This window comes from Vibrio sp. AND4 (assembly GCF_000171815.1).
Classification (GTDB): Bacteria; Pseudomonadota; Gammaproteobacteria; order Enterobacterales; family Vibrionaceae; genus Vibrio.
The window spans coordinates 93,395-112,349 of sequence record NZ_ABGR01000001.1 but is presented as its reverse complement, the minus strand read 5'-3'; the positions used below and the strand labels follow the sequence as shown (position 1 = coordinate 112,349).

Annotated in this window: 14 protein-coding genes; 1 reads left to right on the top strand and 13 read right to left on the bottom strand. The window is 45.0% G+C overall.

From position 1 onward, the window contains the following. Positions 1 to 61 precede the first annotated feature (61 nt). The 11 genes from AND4_RS00475 to AND4_RS00425 form a co-directional block, all read right to left on the bottom strand. Positions 62 to 2,128: a GGDEF domain-containing protein gene (locus tag AND4_RS00475; protein WP_009840897.1), complete on the bottom strand. Its 2,067-nt coding sequence runs from the start codon at positions 2,126 to 2,128 to the stop codon at positions 62 to 64. A 513-nt stretch (positions 2,129 to 2,641) separates the two neighbouring features. After that, positions 2,642 to 3,391, bottom strand: coding sequence for a phosphate ABC transporter ATP-binding protein PstB (gene pstB, locus AND4_RS00470; protein ID WP_009840896.1), 750 nt, complete (start codon positions 3,389 to 3,391; stop codon positions 2,642 to 2,644). Between the two features lie 60 nt (positions 3,392 to 3,451). Beyond that, positions 3,452 to 4,315 (bottom strand): phosphate ABC transporter permease PstA, encoded by an 864-nt coding sequence (pstA, locus tag AND4_RS00465; protein ID WP_009840895.1) that lies wholly within the window; start codon positions 4,313 to 4,315, stop codon positions 3,452 to 3,454. A gap of 22 nt (positions 4,316 to 4,337) precedes the next feature. Then, the gene (gene pstC, locus AND4_RS00460; RefSeq protein ID WP_043991401.1) at positions 4,338 to 5,270 is read right to left on the bottom strand and encodes a phosphate ABC transporter permease subunit PstC; all 933 of its coding nucleotides are present in this window, start codon (positions 5,268 to 5,270) and stop codon (positions 4,338 to 4,340) included. 98 nt (positions 5,271 to 5,368) lie between these two features. Further along, positions 5,369 to 6,190 carry a phosphate ABC transporter substrate-binding protein gene (locus AND4_RS00455; protein WP_009840893.1) on the bottom strand — a complete coding sequence of 274 codons (822 nt, stop codon included), beginning with the start codon at positions 6,188 to 6,190 and terminating at the stop codon, positions 5,369 to 5,371. 439 nt (positions 6,191 to 6,629) lie between these two features. After that, positions 6,630 to 7,202: a DUF1566 domain-containing protein gene (locus AND4_RS00450; protein ID WP_009840892.1), complete on the bottom strand. Its 573-nt coding sequence runs from the start codon at positions 7,200 to 7,202 to the stop codon at positions 6,630 to 6,632. A 1-nt stretch (position 7,203) separates the two neighbouring features. Beyond that, positions 7,204 to 8,652 carry a DUF1566 domain-containing protein gene (locus AND4_RS00445; RefSeq protein ID WP_009840891.1) on the bottom strand — a complete coding sequence of 483 codons (1,449 nt, stop codon included), beginning with the start codon at positions 8,650 to 8,652 and terminating at the stop codon, positions 7,204 to 7,206. A gap of 25 nt (positions 8,653 to 8,677) precedes the next feature. Further along, a complete protein-coding gene (locus AND4_RS00440) occupies positions 8,678 to 10,930 on the bottom strand; it encodes a proprotein convertase P-domain-containing protein (RefSeq protein ID WP_009840890.1) in 2,253 nt (750 codons plus the stop codon). 9 nt (positions 10,931 to 10,939) lie between these two features. Continuing rightward, positions 10,940 to 13,081: a TonB-dependent hemoglobin/transferrin/lactoferrin family receptor gene (locus AND4_RS00435; protein ID WP_009840889.1), complete on the bottom strand. Its 2,142-nt coding sequence runs from the start codon at positions 13,079 to 13,081 to the stop codon at positions 10,940 to 10,942. Continuing rightward, positions 13,082 to 15,094, bottom strand: coding sequence for a prolyl oligopeptidase family serine peptidase (locus AND4_RS00430; RefSeq protein WP_009840888.1), 2,013 nt, complete (start codon positions 15,092 to 15,094; stop codon positions 13,082 to 13,084). Positions 15,095 to 15,335: 241 nt separating this feature from the next. Beyond that, positions 15,336 to 16,679, bottom strand: coding sequence for a DEAD/DEAH box helicase (locus tag AND4_RS00425; RefSeq protein WP_043991376.1), 1,344 nt, complete (start codon positions 16,677 to 16,679; stop codon positions 15,336 to 15,338). 401 nt (positions 16,680 to 17,080) lie between these two features. Between AND4_RS00425 and AND4_RS00420 the strand changes: the two genes are divergently transcribed. Then, complete coding sequence (locus AND4_RS00420) at positions 17,081 to 17,329, top strand: Lpp/OprI family alanine-zipper lipoprotein (protein WP_009840886.1); 249 nt, start codon at positions 17,081 to 17,083, stop codon at positions 17,327 to 17,329. A 303-nt stretch (positions 17,330 to 17,632) separates the two neighbouring features. Here AND4_RS00420 and AND4_RS00410 read toward each other — a convergent pair whose 3' ends face one another. Together AND4_RS00410 and AND4_RS00405 are read right to left on the bottom strand one after the other, a co-directional pair. Next, on the bottom strand, positions 17,633 to 17,920 hold the full coding sequence (locus tag AND4_RS00410; RefSeq protein ID WP_009840885.1) for a hypothetical protein: 288 nt from the start codon (positions 17,918 to 17,920) through the stop codon (positions 17,633 to 17,635). 102 nt (positions 17,921 to 18,022) lie between these two features. Further along, the gene (locus AND4_RS00405; protein ID WP_009840884.1) at positions 18,023 to 18,949 is read right to left on the bottom strand and encodes a L,D-transpeptidase family protein; all 927 of its coding nucleotides are present in this window, start codon (positions 18,947 to 18,949) and stop codon (positions 18,023 to 18,025) included. Positions 18,950 to 18,955: the final 6 nt, after the last annotated feature.

Below are 18,955 nucleotides of genomic sequence, written 5' to 3'. Positions count from 1 at the left end.
ATGCGCGATTCTTCAAACCTAAAGGTCACTTGGGGGTACTTTTATAGTTCAGTGCAATGACTTAAGTTTCGATTTGGTCTGTCGCCGCTAATATTCGTACACAGTTACGCCCACTGTTTTTGGCTTGATAAAGTCCTTTATCCGCAAACTGATAAAGGTAATCAAAGTTGAAATCTTTCCCTCGAGCTTGGTAGTGAGAGTAGCCCACAGAAACCGTCAACAAGTCCCCTTCAGGATTGTGGCAATGCTTGATTCCCTCTTCTTCAATATCACGACGAATACACTCCGCTCTGTTTCCAGCCTCTTCTTGGTTTAAGCCTATCATCAGTAGAACAAACTCTTCCCCGCCGATGCGACAGAAAACTTCATCCTCCCCCTTGCTGTGGCGCTCAAGAATATTACCAATGCGTATCAACGCAATATCACCTTCCAAATGCCCATAATGATTGTTAAACAGGCCAAAATGATCAATATCGATAAGAATCAACCCGAAAGACATCCATGCATCATTTTCAAGATAACAGTACTTCTGCATGACATGCTCCAGCATACGTCGATTGCCCAAGCGCGTTAATGGGTCGAGCTTAGACAAAACCTCCAATTGTCGATTGGCTTCTTCCAGCTCCTTAGTTCGATTACTCACTTCAAACTCTAGATTTTCATTCAGCTTGCGGATAGCCTCTTCTGCTTGCGTCCGCTGTAATACTTCAGCAAGACTGGAAGCAAAGATTCGTATAACTTCACGCAGTTGAGACGTTAGAGGGGCACGCGTCAAAAGGTTATCGACAGAGATAAAGGCAATCGGGCCACTGCTGTTAGACGTCAGCACCGTCATTGCTGCCCAACCAAAGCCGGCAATTTTGCAGTCATGGTAGATAGGAACAGATTCCTCAAATGCCACTTCATTGGGCATCGAGCGGGCTAAATTAATGAGAGAGAAGTCCTGAGTTTTGCCAAAAAAGTACGATTCGTCAACAACGTTACCTTGAATGTCGGTTCCCCAAGTACCTTGCATGTAGGAACAATTCTCGTCGGTTAAGAACACCGCCATTCGGTCGATACCTAAGTTCTTAATCGCAAACGTGACAGCAGATTTGCACACATCACTCACAGTGGTACAACGCGATAGTTCTACTATGGTGGAGTGAAGCATACGCACATTTTGCTCTTGCCGTTTTCGGATAAAGATCTGTGAGAACAAGGAACCAAAGTATTCCAACATCTGTTTTTGGTAAGCAGTGATCGGCTTACGGTGAAGAAAGTTATCCAATGAGAACCAGCCAAAAGGTTCATTGCCATCACGCAAGATCAACATCGCATTCCACCCCTGGCCAACGACTTTCCCCGCAGTATAGATGGGGGCATCATCGATAATAACTAGGTTACGCTCCTGGCTCGAAAGCGCCGCGATATACTCTTCACTAAGTTGATGTAAATCGTACTGAGTATGAAACTCGTCAATCGTACTGCCCGACTCGCTGGTGCCATAGGTACCGCTGAAGCTACGCTTCTTCATATCAAGTAGCATCAAGATCGAACGATCAAACCCTAATCGTTCGCGTAATGCTTCCACTGCTTTTAAGTAAAGGCTCTTTAACGAATCAGGATTGGAAATCTCCAGTGCAACTTGCTGTACCAACTTCATGTTTTCGATAAATCGTTCACGCTGGTTTAGTTCATCAATATATTGAGCTTCACGTACATCACGATGCTTCATTTCGAGGGCGGCGTTTTTTTCTGCACGAATACACTGCCAACGAGCCGCCAACAGTTGCATCGCATCGTAGCTTTCTTCGTAAATGTTATGCGCAGAGCAAGCTTGAACGTTTTGGATAAGCAGGTAAACACGTTTAGTTGGTGTGTTGTCGAGCATCATGATGTAACTCTCACCTCCCAAATCTTGGGCATAATTCCAGTTACAAGTATTTATCACCAGAGGGATCAAGCCCTCCGAGGTATCAAACTGACTCGCCCACTTCCAAAACCTTTGAGGGTAATCATGAATAGGAAATAAATCACCGCGTGAAAATCTTACCGAGCTTGACGAGCGCGTTAGTGGATCATCAAAGATGGCCGCTGCATCTGGGGCAAATTTTTGGTCTAAGTGTGTGAATATAGCTTTCGCCAATAATCTATGGTCTCTCGCAGAAGAGACCGCCCTCGTAAAACTTTTTAAACTCACCAGCGCAACCTAATTGATTTTTTATTTTGCACAAAAACTACCCAAGCCAGCATATGCAATCAATGGAATCAAAGTTGAGCTGTTAAGTCTTTCGCAAAAAATATGCACTTAATTATATATTCGAGAGCCTTTAAACACTTTTAGACGGGGACTTTCATTAGAGTTACACATGGAAAAGTCGGTATAAAAAGGATTTATGATGAACATTAATAATGTCACGCCCAAGTAACAAAGAGGTCATTATTTCAGCAAGGATGACGTAATTTGGAAGACTAGGTGGCAATTTGAGGGTCGAGTTGGAGGCCAAATGGTTCCATATCAAAAATGGTTAGCGAAACATACAAACCAATCTCCAAACGAAAAAAGCCCCTCATCAAGAGGGGCAAGAGTACCATCGCTTATAGTTATTTGTTTACAGGCTAACCAACCCGTGAATAAAGTGGTAAATAAGCTGATTGATCAACCGAAGTCTCCGTTTACATAACCTTGTGTACGGTCGTCTTTAGGCGTATTAAAAATCACTTGTGTGTCATTGTGCTCAACCAGTTCCCCCATCAGGAAGAATGCCGTTCGGTCAGAGATACGACGTGCTTGCTGCATTGAGTGCGTTACAATCACGATAGTGTAATTCTTCTTCAGCTCTTCCATCAGTTCTTCAATTTTGTGCGTCGCAATTGGGTCGAGTGCAGAGGTTGGTTCATCCATCAAAATCACATCGGGTTCCATTGCAATTGTGCGTGCGATACAAAGGCGCTGCTGTTGACCACCCGAAAGACCAAATGCATGTGATTTAAGGCGATCTTTTACTTCATCCCAAAGTGCAGCACCACGAAGGGAACTCTCAACGACTTCATCAATGTGTTTCTTATCTTTGATGCCTTGAGCGCGCAGACCGTAAGCCACGTTCTCGTAAATGCTCATTGGGAATGGGTTTGGCTTCTGGAATACCATGCCCACTTTGATGCGAAGATCTGCAACGTCGATATTGCCGTAGATGTCTTCACCATCCATAGACAATTGACCGGTAATCTTAACGCCTTCGATAAGATCGTTCATGCGGTTCAAACAGCGTAGGAGCGTTGATTTACCGCAACCAGAAGGACCGATCAGTGCCGTCACTTGGCGAACAGGAATTGGCAGGTTGATCGATTTCAGTGCTTGGTTTTCACCGTAGAATAGGTCTAGGTTTTCAATATCAAACTTGTTCATTTTCTTAATCTCTTAAATCTTGAATTCGTGTCTTTTAACGTGCGTTCTTAATTCGTTTCGTTAGTAAGTTGCGGTGTTAAAACGTCGTGCAATCAGTTTTGTGAACATGTTGATCAATAGAACAACAACAATCAGAACTGTCGCGGTACCGTAAGCCTGATTCCATTCTTCAATGGTAAACAGTTCGGTAGTCAGTTTGTATAGGTGAACGGTTAATGTACGACCAGAATCCAATAGAGAATCTGGAATACGCGCAACCATACCTGCTGTCAGAAAAACGGGTGCTGACTCACCAATGACACGACCAATACTTAGGATGATCGAGGTTAAGATGCCTGGCATTGCACTCGGAAGTATCAAGCGCCAAATTGTGTAAATCTTAGATGCTCCTAGCCCATAGGAACCTTCACGGTAGGTTTGTGGTACTGCCATCAATGCTTCTTCAGTAGTGCGGATGATAACAGGCAGAATAAGAATACTAAGCGTCAGAGCACCCGATAGTATCGAGAAGCCAAGGCCAAGTATCGCCACAAAAAAAGTCATACCGAACAGACCGAAGATGATCGACGGAATGCCCGCCAAGGACTCTGTACAGAATCGGATGATTTTCACCAAACGACTGCCCACTTTCGCATATTCGGTCAAGTAGATCGCCGTCATGATACCGAGTGGTGCTGCCACTGCGATAGATGCGATAACCATGTAAACTGTCGCCACAATCATCGGGAAAATACCGTGCTCTTCGCCTGTGCGCGTGTAGTTATCAGTAATGAAGTTCCAATCTACGTGCTGTAGACCGTTTGATAGGATGTACCAGATAATCCAGAACAAGAAACCTACCGTTAATGCCGCCGAGAACCAGACTAATGCGTTAAAGACATTATCTTTAAATTGGCGTGCTTTTTTCAGTTTTGCGCGATCCATAATAGTCACCTTTAACGAGCGATTACTTCGCTTTTTCTCGGTTTAGATAAAGTAGCACAGCGTTCAACGACATGATGAAGACCAGAAGCACCACTCCAGTAGCGTAAAGTGCGCTAGCGTGAACACCACTTGCGTAAGACATTTCAATCGCGATGTTTGCGGTTAGCGTACGTGCTGAATCAAGGATGCCCTCTGGCATTGCCGGCGCATTACCCATTACCATGATGATCGCCATAGTCTCACCTAGCGCACGACCGATACCCAGAATCACACCAGTCATGATGCCTGAACGAGCGGCTGGAACGAGCAGTTTAAAGATGGTGTAGATTTTTGAAGCACCCAGTGCCAGAGAGCCCTCTTTGTAGGCACGAGGTACCGCACGGATAGACGTTTCAGACACCGTAATGACCGTTGGTAGAATCATTACACCAAGCACAATAATACCCGCCAAAATGGTATTACCCGCAGGAACGTCGAATACGTTCTGAATTAATGGAACGATAATTACCAGCCCAAAGAAACCGTAAACCACTGAAGGAATCCCCGCTAACAACTCAACCGCTGGACGAATGACGTCTGCTAAACGTTTCGGTGCGATTTCAGCGATGAAAATAGCGGTCAAAATACCAACAGGAACACCGACTAAAACAGCGCCTGCTGTTGATACGATAGATGCAACAATCATGGTTGCCACACCGTACAGTGCTGGTGGTAACCAATTTTGCCCCAGAACAATGCCCGAGAGCCCAGCCTCTTGGAATGCTGGGATACTCTCGCGGACGATGAAGTATGCGATAACTGCTAATGATACGATGCCGATAACGGCACTCGTTAGGAACAAGCCGTGGAAGATACGCTCTCTCCAGTCAACGCGACGTTTTTCGCGCAGTCCGGGCTTGCTGATCGCTTTAGCGTCAGTATTCATAAGCTTTTCACTATTTATTGCGATGGTCATAAAAATCTCACGGTTCTTAGCAATGGCGTCGAACACAATGGATAGAAAAGGCTCAGCCCAAAATGGTGGGCTGAGCAAACTTTAGAGTCCCGATGGGATTAATGAACTGAGATGTAACCTTTTTGGTCAACAAGCGCTTGCGCTTCTTTAGTTAGCATCCAGTCTAGGAATTTTTGAGTTTCTGCTGATGGCTTGCCTTCTTTGTAAAGAACTAGGAAAGGACGAGCCACTTTGTAAGAACCGTTTTTCACGTTGTCTACAGAAGCTTGAATACCATCAATTGGCATCGCGTTTACAGAAGAGTCAACGGTACCCAAAGAAATGTAGCCGATAGCGTACGGGTTAGAAGCAACCATTGTCTTCAGTGCGCCGTTGCCGTTCGCAACCTGAGCACGCTGAGAGATTGCTGATACTTTCTTGCCCGAAATTTTCATTTTTAGTTTCATGATGTCTTCGAATGCACCACGAGTACCCGATGCCGTATCACGAGTGATTGCAACGATTGGCTTGTCTGCACCGCCAACGTCTTTCCAGTTTGTTACTTCACCTTTGTAGATTGCAGTAACTTGTTCAGCTGTTAGGCCAGAAAGCTTATTTTGTGGGTTTACAACAACAGCGATTCCGTCCAAAGCAACGGCTTCTTCTTTTAGCGTTGGTTCTTTTTCAGAATCTTTTAGGTTACGCGAAGACATACCTAGGTCAGCAGAGCCATTCTTCGCTGCTTTAACACCTGCAGATGAACCAGGGCCTTGAACTTCGATAAATACGTTCGGGTTTGTCTTCATGTATGTTTCAGAGAAAACTTCCATCAGTGGAGTTACGCTGCTAGAACCCACCGCAGAGATGGTTTCTTTAGCAGAAACAGGTGTCACTGCCATTGCGCCTAGAAGTGCGATTGCACCGATTACTGTCTTTTTCATCACAATTTCCTTTAAGTGGCCTTATTGCCGTTGTGTTTCACTTGAACGGTGCCCACTTTAGAATTCAAATATGACAGTTGTGTTTCACTTAGTTGAAGCCTCTATGACACCTTGTCATTTCCACGCATAAAACTAGCCATCAAGATTCTCTTTATAGGCACAAAAAACTTCGCGATATGTTAGTGGGAACATTGGTTGATAAATTTCGTAGCAAGTATATCGTTCAACTTCTCTAGTGATTCATAATCTGGATCGACGTCATCGGCGAGTGATAGCGTTTAGTCAGTTGCATAAAAAATCCGATAGACATCGGTATATCGGATTTTCACACACTCGTGGATTTATTCAATTGGTCCGTCTATGACTTTCTTAACTGATCGGCATTACCGCTCTGGCGAAGTTTGTTAATATCTGGATTAGAGAAAATCCAACGGTGTGATTATTCTTCATCTGTTACCAGTAGAGCAGAGAAAATGTAAGTTGGCTCTAGTGGGTTCCAGTTGTAAACCTCGCCATTAAATGAATCAAATACCATGACATTTGAACCATCGCCATTCGGTGTACTACTCCAGATATAGCCCGCAAAGTCTCCCACCTCAAGCGTGTAACCACTTGCGAATGCAGTACCGTTCATGGCAGGACTATGGCAAGCACGTTCCGTTAACGCGACCAACTCTTTAACGTTTGGTAAGCGCCAGTTCTTTTTGCCTGCGAAGTCATGCAAGGTATGGTTGCCTGATTCATTACGGATTTGCTCAGCGGTTGATAGCGCCAACTGCCATGACATCTTCGTCGCTGCGCCGTCACAAGCTTCATTTGCCGCATTCCACGTTGAGCCAACAGGACAACGCATCCAAGTAAGACCTGTTTTTAAATCAGTCACCGTCCCTGCATCAGAGTAGGTGTAACGAGAGTTGGGGGCTGTTTTTTCAAAATCAGTTGAGCATTCTTGTGCCGCCATTGCAACTTGAGAGGCCAACACAAACGATAGCGCGGTGATTACTTTATACATCTTATTGGTCCTTAACTGCTACTAAACGAATTGGGAATTGGTATGAATCGTCAGAATCTGCGGCAACATTATTTGAAAAGATTTCAATAAAGGTCACGTAACCACGTTCCAGTCCACGAGCTGTAATGACTGGGAACTGCAAAGCACCAGGAATATTATCTTTAGAGTAATTATTAAACGTAAAATGTTGCAGCCAAACAGCACCACTTTCTAGATAGGGGCTGCCAAGACCTTGTTGTGGGAAGAAAGAAAAGTTAAGCCCGTAGACGTTATTCTGACCTTCCTCATTTTCAGCAAACTGTTCGGTTTCACCCAAGTCCAATATATCGTAGAACTCTTGGTAAGTTGGTAAACGCCAATCCGCTAAACCACACAGAGATTTCATATTGATATGCTCTACATACTGGCTAGTGGTACAAATATCATCACCCGCGTCTTTACAACCAGCAAGATCTACATCTTTACCGAATGGCTTAAATGTCTCAGACTCAAACGCAAATAGGCGGTCTTTAAATTGAATAGAGTTAGAATCCGCGCTCTTGTTTTCCCACACCAGCCCAGTACGCTCATCCATTGTACAAGCCCAGTCAGTCGCATCTGCTGCCAAAGCAACACCTTGCTGATCTAGCTTAACGAACTTGAATCCAGAGCCTGTCGACGTTTGCCTGTCATCTTTGTCAAAACCGTATTCCGCATCTTGACCTGGGTAAGAAGCTTGAACTTCTGCTACGTCTGTCATGCTATCAGCGAAATGAAGAACGGCCCCCGTATCGTTGCTTCCGACAGTTTGTTCCGCAACCGCCACAATTTCTTCAGCAAATGCACTCACTTCCTCTTCAGGCAGAAGATTAAAGGCCAATGATTTACCTTGGAAGCGAAGACTTTCAGCAAGCAGCGCTACGCCCTCGGTCATTTGTTCTGGTTGCATCTCTGCTAATAACGCAGCCGTATTTTGCTCTAGCTTGTCTAACTCTGTAATTTGTGTGTTAGACATTACAGAACCAGACAGTGAAACGCCGGCATCGGTGAGTTGCGCTTTTACGATCTCTTCAGCTTGAGAGATGGTTTTACCATCTACCACAAGACCGGCAAGTAACGTTGTTACGCCATTGACTGTATTGCCCATTGCTAAGTTTTGCCCCGGAGCTGCAATGCGTAACATTTGGTTTGAACCTTGGTCAACTTGAGCAAGAATATTGTTGGTTAGTATGTTTTTGTTGCTTGAAGTCAGGCTAAATTTACCAGCATTATCCGTTTTAACGCTCGGTTCAGTAGTATCACAAATAAAGTTCTGGTTTAAATCGATACATACTTGTGTATCAAGGAGTGTACCTGCAGAATCGACGGTGCCAGCTAAACTATAGGTCGGTGCCGACGTGTCACCGCCCGAATCACCGCCGCAGCCAGCTAGGGCTAGTGACATAGCAACGAAAGAATATTGAAACTTCATAGATTTGATCTTCTGTTGATTTTAATTAACGAGAGCGAATCACTCTCACCAGTGAAAGCAGGAAAAGTCCAAACACGGTCCATGGCGAACCACTGCCTCCAGAACCGCCACCACTGCTTTCTTTCGTTGTATCAGCACGACACTGATACTGAGCAAAGTGACTCACACCCCACTCTTTCAACACCCCAGAGTTCCCTGACACGGGATCAGACACCTCGAGACGCCAAGTTCCCCAACTCGTTTGATCGACAAGCGCTTGTAACTCCTCGTCATACTGAGCGGTAAAGTAACCTTTAAATCCATTGGTATTGCTTGATTGATTGCTGAGTAGCACGACCGATTTACCTTGTGGAGAGATAAGTGTTACTTGCAGCTCATGAATTGAGTCATGTTCGATATTCAGGTAAACCGCAAACGAATCATCAATCTTGCGTGACTTATCCGATAGCGTCTGAGAAAACAGTCTATCGCCCTGTTCCGGCAAAATGGCATTCACTGATTGAGGCTTAATGTCGAGCTCTGGCGTGCCATTAACCAGCATCACCTTTTCACGCCACTGGTGAGTCTTTAACCCTTCAGCAAATTGGTAATCCAATGAAATCGAGGAATCGAATTGCGCGCCACATGTCAGACCGCTTGGTAACGCCACCTTCATTGAGGTCGAGTCAAAAAGGGTTTCATCCAAGTCGAAAACGGATGCGTTATCTAGCTGCCATTGCCCTTTGATGCTCGCTTCGCGGCCTGTTTGGCTCAGATTCACACCAACGTCTTGACCTTGTGCGATGTATCGAGCGTCATAGCGAACGCGAAGAGGCGCTTTGAGTAAGTTGTGTTTGTTGAAGCTGTCCGTCAAAAATTGGGCATAGTCTTTACTTGGGAACAAAGTGCTTGCGGCAAACACGGTCGATTCCGCAAGATCATGCATTTTCACGCCACGACCAATACCGTACATGCCTTCAAGAACAATGGTATCAAACTCGCGGAATGCGCTATCGGTATCATCACCGTATCGTTCAACCGATGCTTTAAGCGCTTGGAACAGTGCCGTAGACCATAGCTCGTCACCGAGCTCACCGCCCACACTGACGTGCGCTGGATATTCTGAGCCCTCAAAATAGCGAGCTTTTTGGTTCCATAAACTACGAGTCGTTTTGCGTGTTCCGAACACACCGTCCCAGTTGAACACCGTATCTAACTCGAATTCTTGACCACGACGCGAAGCATCCAAATATTGAGTGCGGTAGCTCGCGCTGCCCGCCCAGTAATCAGCAAAACCTTCTGCGATAGCACCAGTGTGACCGTACGCCCAATCCGGTACGATTTGGTAATGAATGCCATGCCCAAGCTCATGTATCACGACATCAGCATCGATTGCATCCGGAGAAACACCACCGACACCCAGCATGAGAGCTTTCGGACCGTAATAGTAAGTAGAGTTATCTTTTGATAAACCGCGAGCATCAAAACGAAGCGGTTCGTCAAACAAGTCGTAAGTCAGGCTTGTCAGATATTGGATCGAGCTATCAAGATGATAAAAAGCCATCAACTGTGGGAACGCATTGTCACCAAACTCAGTGCTTTGCATCTCATCAACACTGTCAAATGCTTGAACCCCTTCTGCGCTGAGGAAGTCCAACGTATCAATTACAGGCGCTTCACCAGGTGCTGGGGCTGCAAATAAGCCCGTCACATCCACTTGCTTTAATCTTGGGTTAGAGAGATAGAACTTACCGCCGGATTTTAAAACCTCAATCGACTTGGTTACGTATTCGATCGGCTGAGGGTAATCGGACAGTGCTGACCACGTTGACTCTGGCGCCGCTTGCTGTTGCATGGTGCGAAGATCTGGGTTGAATAAAGAAGCCTCAACATCAACCAAACTTCCAGAGCTCAAAGCCGGCGGCTCTTGTGCTTGCAGTTGGCGAGGCGATTCCAGTTCCATTGCAACCGTTGGTTTACCGTTACGAATGATCGTATCGTCAAGGCTCTTAAACACTCGCACAACGTGATGATTTTTATCAGTTGCTACTACGAGCGCACGCTGTGCTTGATATTCACCGTTAACCCAAACATCAAAATTGTAATGCTCACCGAGCTGAGACTGGGTTTTGTAACGGAACTTAAACTCGCCCGCTTCTGAGTAGTGGCTGTCTAGATAAGTTTTCGCTTGCGCTTCATTGGTTACCACAGAATCCGTTGCGGGATAATCCCACTCAGCAGACTGCACCGCTGAGGTACAAGCAATAAACAGTGAAAACGCCAATGGCTTTAGCTTCATGATTTCGTCCTAGAATTCGTATTTTGCATTCAGCGTGAAGTAGCGCCCAGGCTCAGTTGAGTAACGCTTACTTTTCTCAGCGATACCCGCTACGTCTTGGTATCGGATGTACTCTTTGTCGAACAGATTGACGATATTTGCACTCACACGAAGGTCTTTGGAGACGTGGTAAGTTGCGCCAATATCAAACGTATTCCACGCACTTGTCTGTGCGCACTCTGTCGCTTGACCAAGCGTGGTCTGACATTTAGGGACGCGATCCATGGCCGCAGCCCAGTTCCAAGCCACGTAAGCGTTGAAGTCTTGGTGGGCGTATTTCAGTTGAACGTTACCTTCGAATGGCGTAATGCTACGAACGTATTCGCCTTTCGTGTCTTTACCATCGACATAACCAAACTTAGTGCTAATATCCCATTGCTTAGTAAGCCCATAACCTGCAGAAAGTTCTGCGCCGTAAGTCTCTACATCATTAAGGTTTTGGTACTGTTTAATGTAATTACCAGTACTTGAATCCAAGTCAGTGGTCACGATATCAATGAAATTTTCAAACTTATTGTAGAACACGGAGACATAGACATGCGCACGGCCGTTATCGAACTTGTTACCGATTTCAAATGAGTCGGAAGTCTCTGCCTCTAAGTCTAAGTTTGGTGCGATAACAAAAGGTGTCAACGGCACGAAATCATGATTGACAAAACCATAAGCTTTGTCATATTCCGGAGCCCTGTAACCATGGTCGTATGAAAGGTAAACAATGTTGTTTGCAAACACTTCTCGAGAAATCGACAAGCTAGGCGAAATTTCAGAACTATCCATGTCTTTTACAGCAAAACCTTGGATCTCATTCTGACTGTCTGGCGTTAGACTATGGGCATCGAAACGAAGGCCTCCAGTAATTGTCCACTTACCGAGTTCCACCATATCTCGAACATACAGACCAATGTTGTAAGCACGTGCAGGAGCGAAAGGTTTCTTAGTCGAAGGCCTCACACCATTCCAATCAATCTTAGAATCGCTATCTGTACGTTCATAATAGTCAGTAGAAAGCTCGACACCGTAAGCCAATTGGTGCACAGCATTTGCTGCATAAATCTTATTGGTGAAATCGCCACGGAAACCAATTGTTTCGTCGATGAAAGTTTTGTGTTCTAACTCACGGCGTTTGGTGATCAAACCATTGTGATCCACTTGGTGCATTAAACGGTTGGTGTCTTCCACGACTTCGGTGTGACGCCAGTAAACTTTGGTATCCAACTCTTCGAACCAAGTTGGATTAATCGGTGTTACCTCAGCGCCAATGTAAGCGCTGTACTCTTCAGTGGTTTCATCTTCAGCAAAGTCTTCAATAGGCCAAACTCCATCAGCTTGGATGGATGCTACCCCCTCTAAACGTTCTTGATTCTGAGTGTAGAGTTCCGCTTTGGCTTTCAACATCACCTCTTCATTGAAAAAGTGGTTGAACGTGTACGCGCCGCTGTAACCATCTAGGTCGCGGTTATACAAATCCTCATCAAAGTTACGTGCCTCTTGCCCTTGCCAGTATGAAACGTTGAGTAAACTCTCTGTATCACCGGATCGGAAAGCTAGGTTACTCGTGCCTTTGTATTTGTGACTGATGTCTGTGTAAGTAACAGAAACGTCAGTGTAAAAGTCTTTGTCTTTTAAAAAATCACCCGGTTGACTGGATTCTAAAATCACCACACCGCCAATAGCGCCAGAGCCATGCACCGAAGAGCTTGCTCCTTTAATAATTTGCAGCGATTGAAAATTAGATAAATCAAAAGTATCTCGTCCAACTGCGTCATTGATGTCATTCGCACCAAAGCCATCCGCAGAACGAATGCCATCACGAACGATCATGATTCGGTTACCTGTCATTCCTCGAATAGTAATGTTTTGAGGACGGCCGGCTCCTCCAGTCACACTTACTCCAGGTTCGTTTCGTAGTGCGTCATAAAGTTCAGTTTCTCCTCGTGACTCAATTTCATCGCTAGTAACGACCACAATACTGCCCGAGACTTTCGACAGTGGTTGCTCAATTTTATTAGCCGTTACAACCACCTCTTCCATAGAGAAAACCTTTGATTCGGCGTGCACTTGACTGGCAGCAAGTACCGAAAGTACTGCCGCTGACACAGGGGTAAGCTTCATTTAATGCTCCGCTTTAGATGTTTTAATGAGTGATAGTAGAAATGCATATTCCTTCGCTTGTTGTTCTCTTGCCTGCCTTGGATCCATGCGGTGGCCAGAGTGAAAATCCGTTTGCAACAAATAAGGACCTGTCGATTCGCTGGTCGACGAAATTTGAGCGAGATACTTCGCACCTTCCCAATAGGGCACACGTTGGTCGTTTAATCCGACTTGAACCAACATGGGTGGGTAAGCGTCTTTGTGGATATTGAGAATAGGATCATAAGCTTGCATCGCTTTGAGCTGCGCTGGGAGTGTCGGATTTCCCCACTCTCCATATTGTTGTGCGGTAAGTGGTAACGTCGTATCTGACATGCTGGCAACAACATCGACAAACGGAACCTTCATCACCGCGCCCGCAAACAAGCCCGGAGCTTGGTTGATCGAGCCGGCAACCAAAGTACCACCAGCGCTCGATCCAATCGCGTAAACATCACGTTCACCACCATCAAAGTGTTTAAGTGCTTGTGCAGCCGCCGTGAAATCATTGATAGAGTTAGCTTTGAGAACACCTCTGCCTTGCTCGTGCCAGTCAGCACCAAAATATCCACCACCACGAACATGCGCTATCGCATAAATAACCCCCTGACCCAGTAAGCTCACGGTTTGAGGCATAAAGTAAGGTTTCATGGTAAACCCGTAAGCGCCATAGCCGTAAAGTACAACAGGGGCATTGTCGCTGAGCTTATCTTTGCGGTAAGCAAGAGAAACTGGCACTTCCACACCATGACTTTCAACCATAATGCGTTGAGAAACATAATCTTGACTAGAGAAGCCGTGATAAACATCTTGAGAGAGATTTGTCTTTGTCAGTGCTTTAACATCAAACTCTTCCCACAACGGCGGTGTCGTCATCGACATACTACGAATGCGGATTTTGTTGGAGTGGTAATCACCAAGTGTGCTCAACCAAGCAACGCGACCTCCGGATTCTAAAAGGAGAGATTTTTTCGCCTTGCCATCATAAGAGTAAACCGAGATTGTGGTTTGATTGTCTCGCTTGGTTAATGCCACAAGTCCCGCATCATATAAGTAAAATTGCTCAACACCGTTTTCTGATTTTAAGAAAAGCTTCCAATCAGACACATCAGTACTCGTACCTGTTTCGGGCATCATGGTTTCAAACAGGTCAAACTGACCATCAAGATTGCTGTTGATGAAGACTCTACCTTGAGCGATATCCGCATAGTACTCCGTACCGGATTCTGGTTTACGTAGCGAAGCGGTTAGCTCCCCGGAATTAAGATCTAAGATCCTCTGCTCATTAGTCGACTCATTATTGCTTTGCACAAGTGCGAAACGCGCATCCGCCGCGGGATAGAAGGACATGAGCCAATCAGCTTTGTCCTCTTGCCAAAGTACTTCCTGTACATTGGTTTGAGTGTTAATTCGCACGATTTGGTAAGGACGATGTGTTTTAACGTCCTTTGATACAACGAAAGCAAACTTACCATTTGGTGAGAGCAGAACCTCATTGGCTACGTTATTGATCAGCTCGCGCGTTATGCCATACCTAAGGTCTGCTAACACTGCAGTGTATTGCTCACTGCCCTCGATATCTTGAGTAAACAGCAATGAATTACCCTGGACACGCCATTGACCAATTTTGAAATACTGATGTTTTGCCTGGCGAGAAGAAAAATCGTAGACCACATTCTCTGGTGCATTTTTATCTGCTCGTGACAGCAAAACTAAATCGCCTTTTCTACGAACCAAATTCCATTCTTGACCGTTTTTAATCGACCAAGGTTCATCACCTTTCTCACCCGACATGGTTTCCCATTGAACAAGCAAGCTTTGAGTGACAGTCTCATAACCCTGCTGAAACTCTTCTGTCTTTCGGTTTTGTTGCTTAAGGTAAGTAAGGACTCGCTCATCTTGTCTGGAATCATCTCTCAGCCAATCAAAGCTAGCCGCGGCCACACTGGGCAAAAATGTCGCTAAAAGCCCCAAAAGTACATAACTAAACTTCATGCAAATAACATAATTATTGATAAGATTAATACTATTGGCTTATCTTGCCCTTAAATGAGAATGAGATCAATTATCATTTGAATTTTTATACATTGATCTTACGGGCTTTTATTGCGCAAACGTTTAGTTATAGAGAAAGGCAGCTTACGTTTGAAAGATTTGAAGGAATATTTCAGGCATAAAAAATCCGAGCCAGTAAGCTCGGATTTAAATTCGTTGGTATTAGACGCTAATTAAACGATTAATCTTCAGACGTTGGCGCTGCTGGCTTTTTCTTGGGGATGAAAACATTATCCCCCACTGCCACATTTTGGTAGAAGCCTTTATCTCGCTGAGCAGGTTTTTTCGGCGTTTTCTTCGCTTGAGGACGTGCTTTCTTGGTTTCAGCCTTCTTATTACCGACATCAGGTTTACGCGGTTTCAAGCCTTTGAATTTACCTTTCAAACCTTCAAGTACGGAGAAGCTCAGATCTTGTTGTAGGTAAGTTTCCACACGCTTAAAACTGTCCCAATCTTTAGGGCCAACAAGAGACACTGCGTCACCTTTGTTGCCTGCACGACCAGTACGGCCAACACGGTGTACATACTCTTCTGTATGCTTTGGCATATCGAAGTTGATAACGTGTGTGACGGTCGCAATATCAATACCACGGGAAGCAACGTCTGTTGTTACTAAGATCTTAAATACTGCACGCTCGAACTGACTCATAATGGTGTTACGTTGTGTCTGATTCAAGTTCCCACTCAGCGCAACCGCTTTAAGCTTCTTCTCGTTCAGCTTGTTCGTAAGGCGTTCAGTATCATCACGTGTTGCTGTAAAGATGATCACCTGACGGTATTCCGCTTCTTCAAGCACACGCTCGAGAATCGCTTCTTTATGGTCTAAATGATCACATAAGTAGAATTTCTGAGTGATGTCTTTGTGTTCTTCATTCGACACGCCGATAGCAATGCGCTTAGGTGCGTTCAGCATCTCTGACGCAATACCGTTCACTTCTGCGTGGTCAAGCGTTGCCGAAAACATTAACGTTTGACGGCGACGGTGTTTCGCAGCTTTGTGAATACGACGCAGTTCTGGCGCAAACCCCAAATCCAACATACGGTCTGCTTCATCAAGAACCAGCGTTTCCAAACCATCTAAGAATAGAGAACGATGGTCTAGGTGGTCAGCCAGACGTCCTGGCGTTGCCACGATGAATTTCGGGTAACGACGTAACGCCTTCACCTGATCGTTAAAGTTCTCACCACCGAGAACTAATGCTGCGTCGTAACTCAAGCCACCAAGCATGGAGCGAAGCTCACCATAGACTTGCTTTGCGAGCTCACGCGTCGGCGCAAGGATAACGGCTCTTGGATCTCTGGCGGAAAACGACTTGTTTTTGAGTGACTTGTGCAGCATTGGCAATACAAACGCCAGAGTCTTGCCCGAACCCGTTTTCGAAGATGCCAACAGATCCTTGCCTGCAATCGCAACAGGAATAGCCTGCTGCTGAATGTCAGTTGCTTTCTTGAAATCGTAATGTTTTAGGTTCTTCAACAATCGGTTGTCTAGGCCTAGATCTTTAAATTGCAAAGTATTCTCCAATAAATAATCAGCGCCTGAGCGCTTTTTCAGTGTCGTTTCCGCTCTAACGCAGCAAAAAATAAAAGCCCCGTATAATACCGCAAATCATGTGAGTATAGATAGAGATCACATAAACTAATTCCACTAAGAAACTTTCATTTGCGTCAATTTCGTCTAAATTATTGATATCAGGTGGTGGTAAAAGGGCTGCTGTATTACCTGATACAGGCGTTTTCAAGTGAGTAGCTGCTCACTTTTGTAAGCTAAAGGTTAGCGTCCGTATCAGGTACTCTATGAAATCCTTGGATTTTTTTGACTTTTGCTACATCATTTACTGATAGAATGTGTTCACATCTAACACTACGGCTATATAAAACAAAATTTATAGCTTTGTAATTTTACAATAGGCAAGGAGTTCTAAAATGAACAAAACGTTGATAGCAGCTGCAGCAACTTCAGTACTTCTACTAGCTGGTTGTGCTTCTTCTGACGAAGCAACAACAGCGACTAAACTAGACGAGCTAAGCAACCAAGTTAGCCAACTAAGCTCAGACGTTCAATCACTACAATCTGACGTACAGATGTCAAAAGACGCGGCTATGTCAGCTCAAGAAGAAGCTTCACGTGCTAACGAGCGTATCGACAACATTGCTCAGTCTTACACTAAGTAAGACAAAGTGAGCAAAAAAGCCCTTGATAGTCAGTATTTTAATTAAATCCTAGATAATTAATGGCGATAGAATGGCGACATATTTTATGTCGTCATTTTTGTATCCGGGCAGTCAACGGTCGTATAAGTTGCAACAAGTGCAACCCCAGTATTACCCCTCAAGGGAATATAGCGGCGATAAGATGTTTCGCACCTGCGTTTTGCTGACACTAATCTGGAAAGCGCGAGAGGTTGATAAGGAGGAGAGAAAATCAAAACTCAAACAACAAGACCGCGGTAGCACTTTGGTTTGTTGTGCGCGCAACTAAGTGAGTTCATTCAATACTTTATAAGGTTCATCACGCACTTTAAGATATGTCCCTTCGTCTAGAGCTATGGTATGAAACTCTGACTCACCTTGTTCATTAACTAGATTAACCTCCAGCCAAACTCTCGCATATTCATCAATGTACCAAACTTTCCATAATAAACGCGACTTAACAAGTAACTGATATATCTCATAAGTCCTATACAAGTCCGAGTTCGTGTTTTTTGACGCTTCCATTAAATCAGCAGGAATATTTACTACATGAACCAGGTAATCTATTTCCATAGTCAAAGTTCCAGAATGAATAGCTTATCGTGATAAACATTGCCATTGAATGGCGAGCGGCGTAAAAACTAACCTATTGTTCCGTAAAACCTATAGCACTCGCTAAGGCGCAGATATCTCAACCGGAACACCATTTTGTGCAGCAATCACAGCTTTCGCTTTCGCGTTCTTAATCTCATATTCATCAAGCCACCAATCCAATTCTTGCGGTACTTTTAGGCGATCTTTCTCACCATTACTGCGAGTCAAAGGTTCATGCGCTTCAACAAACACACTGCGATCCGGTTCTAGCGTCACCTTCACTGGCTGGTTAATGATCTTCACTTTTTCGCCACGACGTACTTTGTCGAACAGCCACTCAATATCACTAGGGTCCATACGGATACAGCCCGAGCTTACTCGCATACCAATGCCAAAGTCCTTGTTGGTTCCGTGGATCAGATACTCTCCATGACCATACGCCAGGCGCAGTGCAAACATGCCCAAAGGATTGTCAGGTCCTGCAGGTACCACCGCAGGTAAATCGATGCCCTTGGCTTTGTACTCTGCTCGAATCGATGACGGTGGTGTCCATGTTGGATTTGGACGTTTCTGGCTGATGCTGGTTGTCATTTCAGGTGTATCACGCCCAATGCGACCAATCCCAACAGGAAAGATATGAACCACGTTTTGTTTTGGAGGAAAGTAGTACAAACGCAGTTCCGCCAAATTGATCACGATGCCTTTGTGTGGAACATCGGGAAGAATGAGTTGAGTCGGGATCGTCAACACGTGACCTTCTCTGGGGAGAAAAGGATCTACCCCTTTGTTCGCGGCCATTAATGCAAGCATACCAACGTCGTACTGCTTAGCAATGTTCGCCATGGTTTCGCCTTGTTCGACCACATGGTTTTCCATACGACCGATAACTCGAGCGCCATCATCCGGTAGTTCATACATCTTTGCGAATGACAAACTACTCACTAAAGACAGCGATACAGACAACAGGGTTCGTTTAGCGATACTCATTGGACGCTTCTTGCTAGGCATCTCTCT

Excerpts from the sequence above, each read along its gene's own strand:
- pstA (WP_009840895.1), bottom strand. The coding sequence starts at position 4,315 with ATGGATCGCGCAAAACTGAAAAAAGCACGCCAATTTAAAGATAATGTC.
- AND4_RS00420 (WP_009840886.1), top strand. The coding sequence starts at position 17,081 with ATGAACAAAACGTTGATAGCAGCTGCAGCAACTTCAGTACTTCTACTA.
- AND4_RS00405 (WP_009840884.1), bottom strand. The coding sequence starts at position 18,949 with ATGCCTAGCAAGAAGCGTCCAATGAGTATCGCTAAACGAACCCTGTTG.
- AND4_RS00430 (WP_009840888.1), bottom strand. The coding sequence starts at position 15,094 with ATGAAGTTTAGTTATGTACTTTTGGGGCTTTTAGCGACATTTTTGCCC.
- AND4_RS00440 (WP_009840890.1), bottom strand. The coding sequence starts at position 10,930 with ATGAAGCTAAAGCCATTGGCGTTTTCACTGTTTATTGCTTGTACCTCA.
- AND4_RS00445 (WP_009840891.1), bottom strand. The coding sequence starts at position 8,652 with ATGAAGTTTCAATATTCTTTCGTTGCTATGTCACTAGCCCTAGCTGGC.
- pstB (WP_009840896.1), bottom strand. The coding sequence starts at position 3,391 with ATGAACAAGTTTGATATTGAAAACCTAGACCTATTCTACGGTGAAAAC.
- pstC (WP_043991401.1), bottom strand. The coding sequence starts at position 5,270 with ATGACCATCGCAATAAATAGTGAAAAGCTTATGAATACTGACGCTAAA.
- AND4_RS00450 (WP_009840892.1), bottom strand. The coding sequence starts at position 7,202 with ATGTATAAAGTAATCACCGCGCTATCGTTTGTGTTGGCCTCTCAAGTT.
- AND4_RS00455 (WP_009840893.1), bottom strand. The coding sequence starts at position 6,190 with ATGAAAAAGACAGTAATCGGTGCAATCGCACTTCTAGGCGCAATGGCA.
- AND4_RS00410 (WP_009840885.1), bottom strand. The coding sequence starts at position 17,920 with ATGGAAATAGATTACCTGGTTCATGTAGTAAATATTCCTGCTGATTTA.
- AND4_RS00435 (WP_009840889.1), bottom strand. The coding sequence starts at position 13,081 with ATGAAGCTTACCCCTGTGTCAGCGGCAGTACTTTCGGTACTTGCTGCC.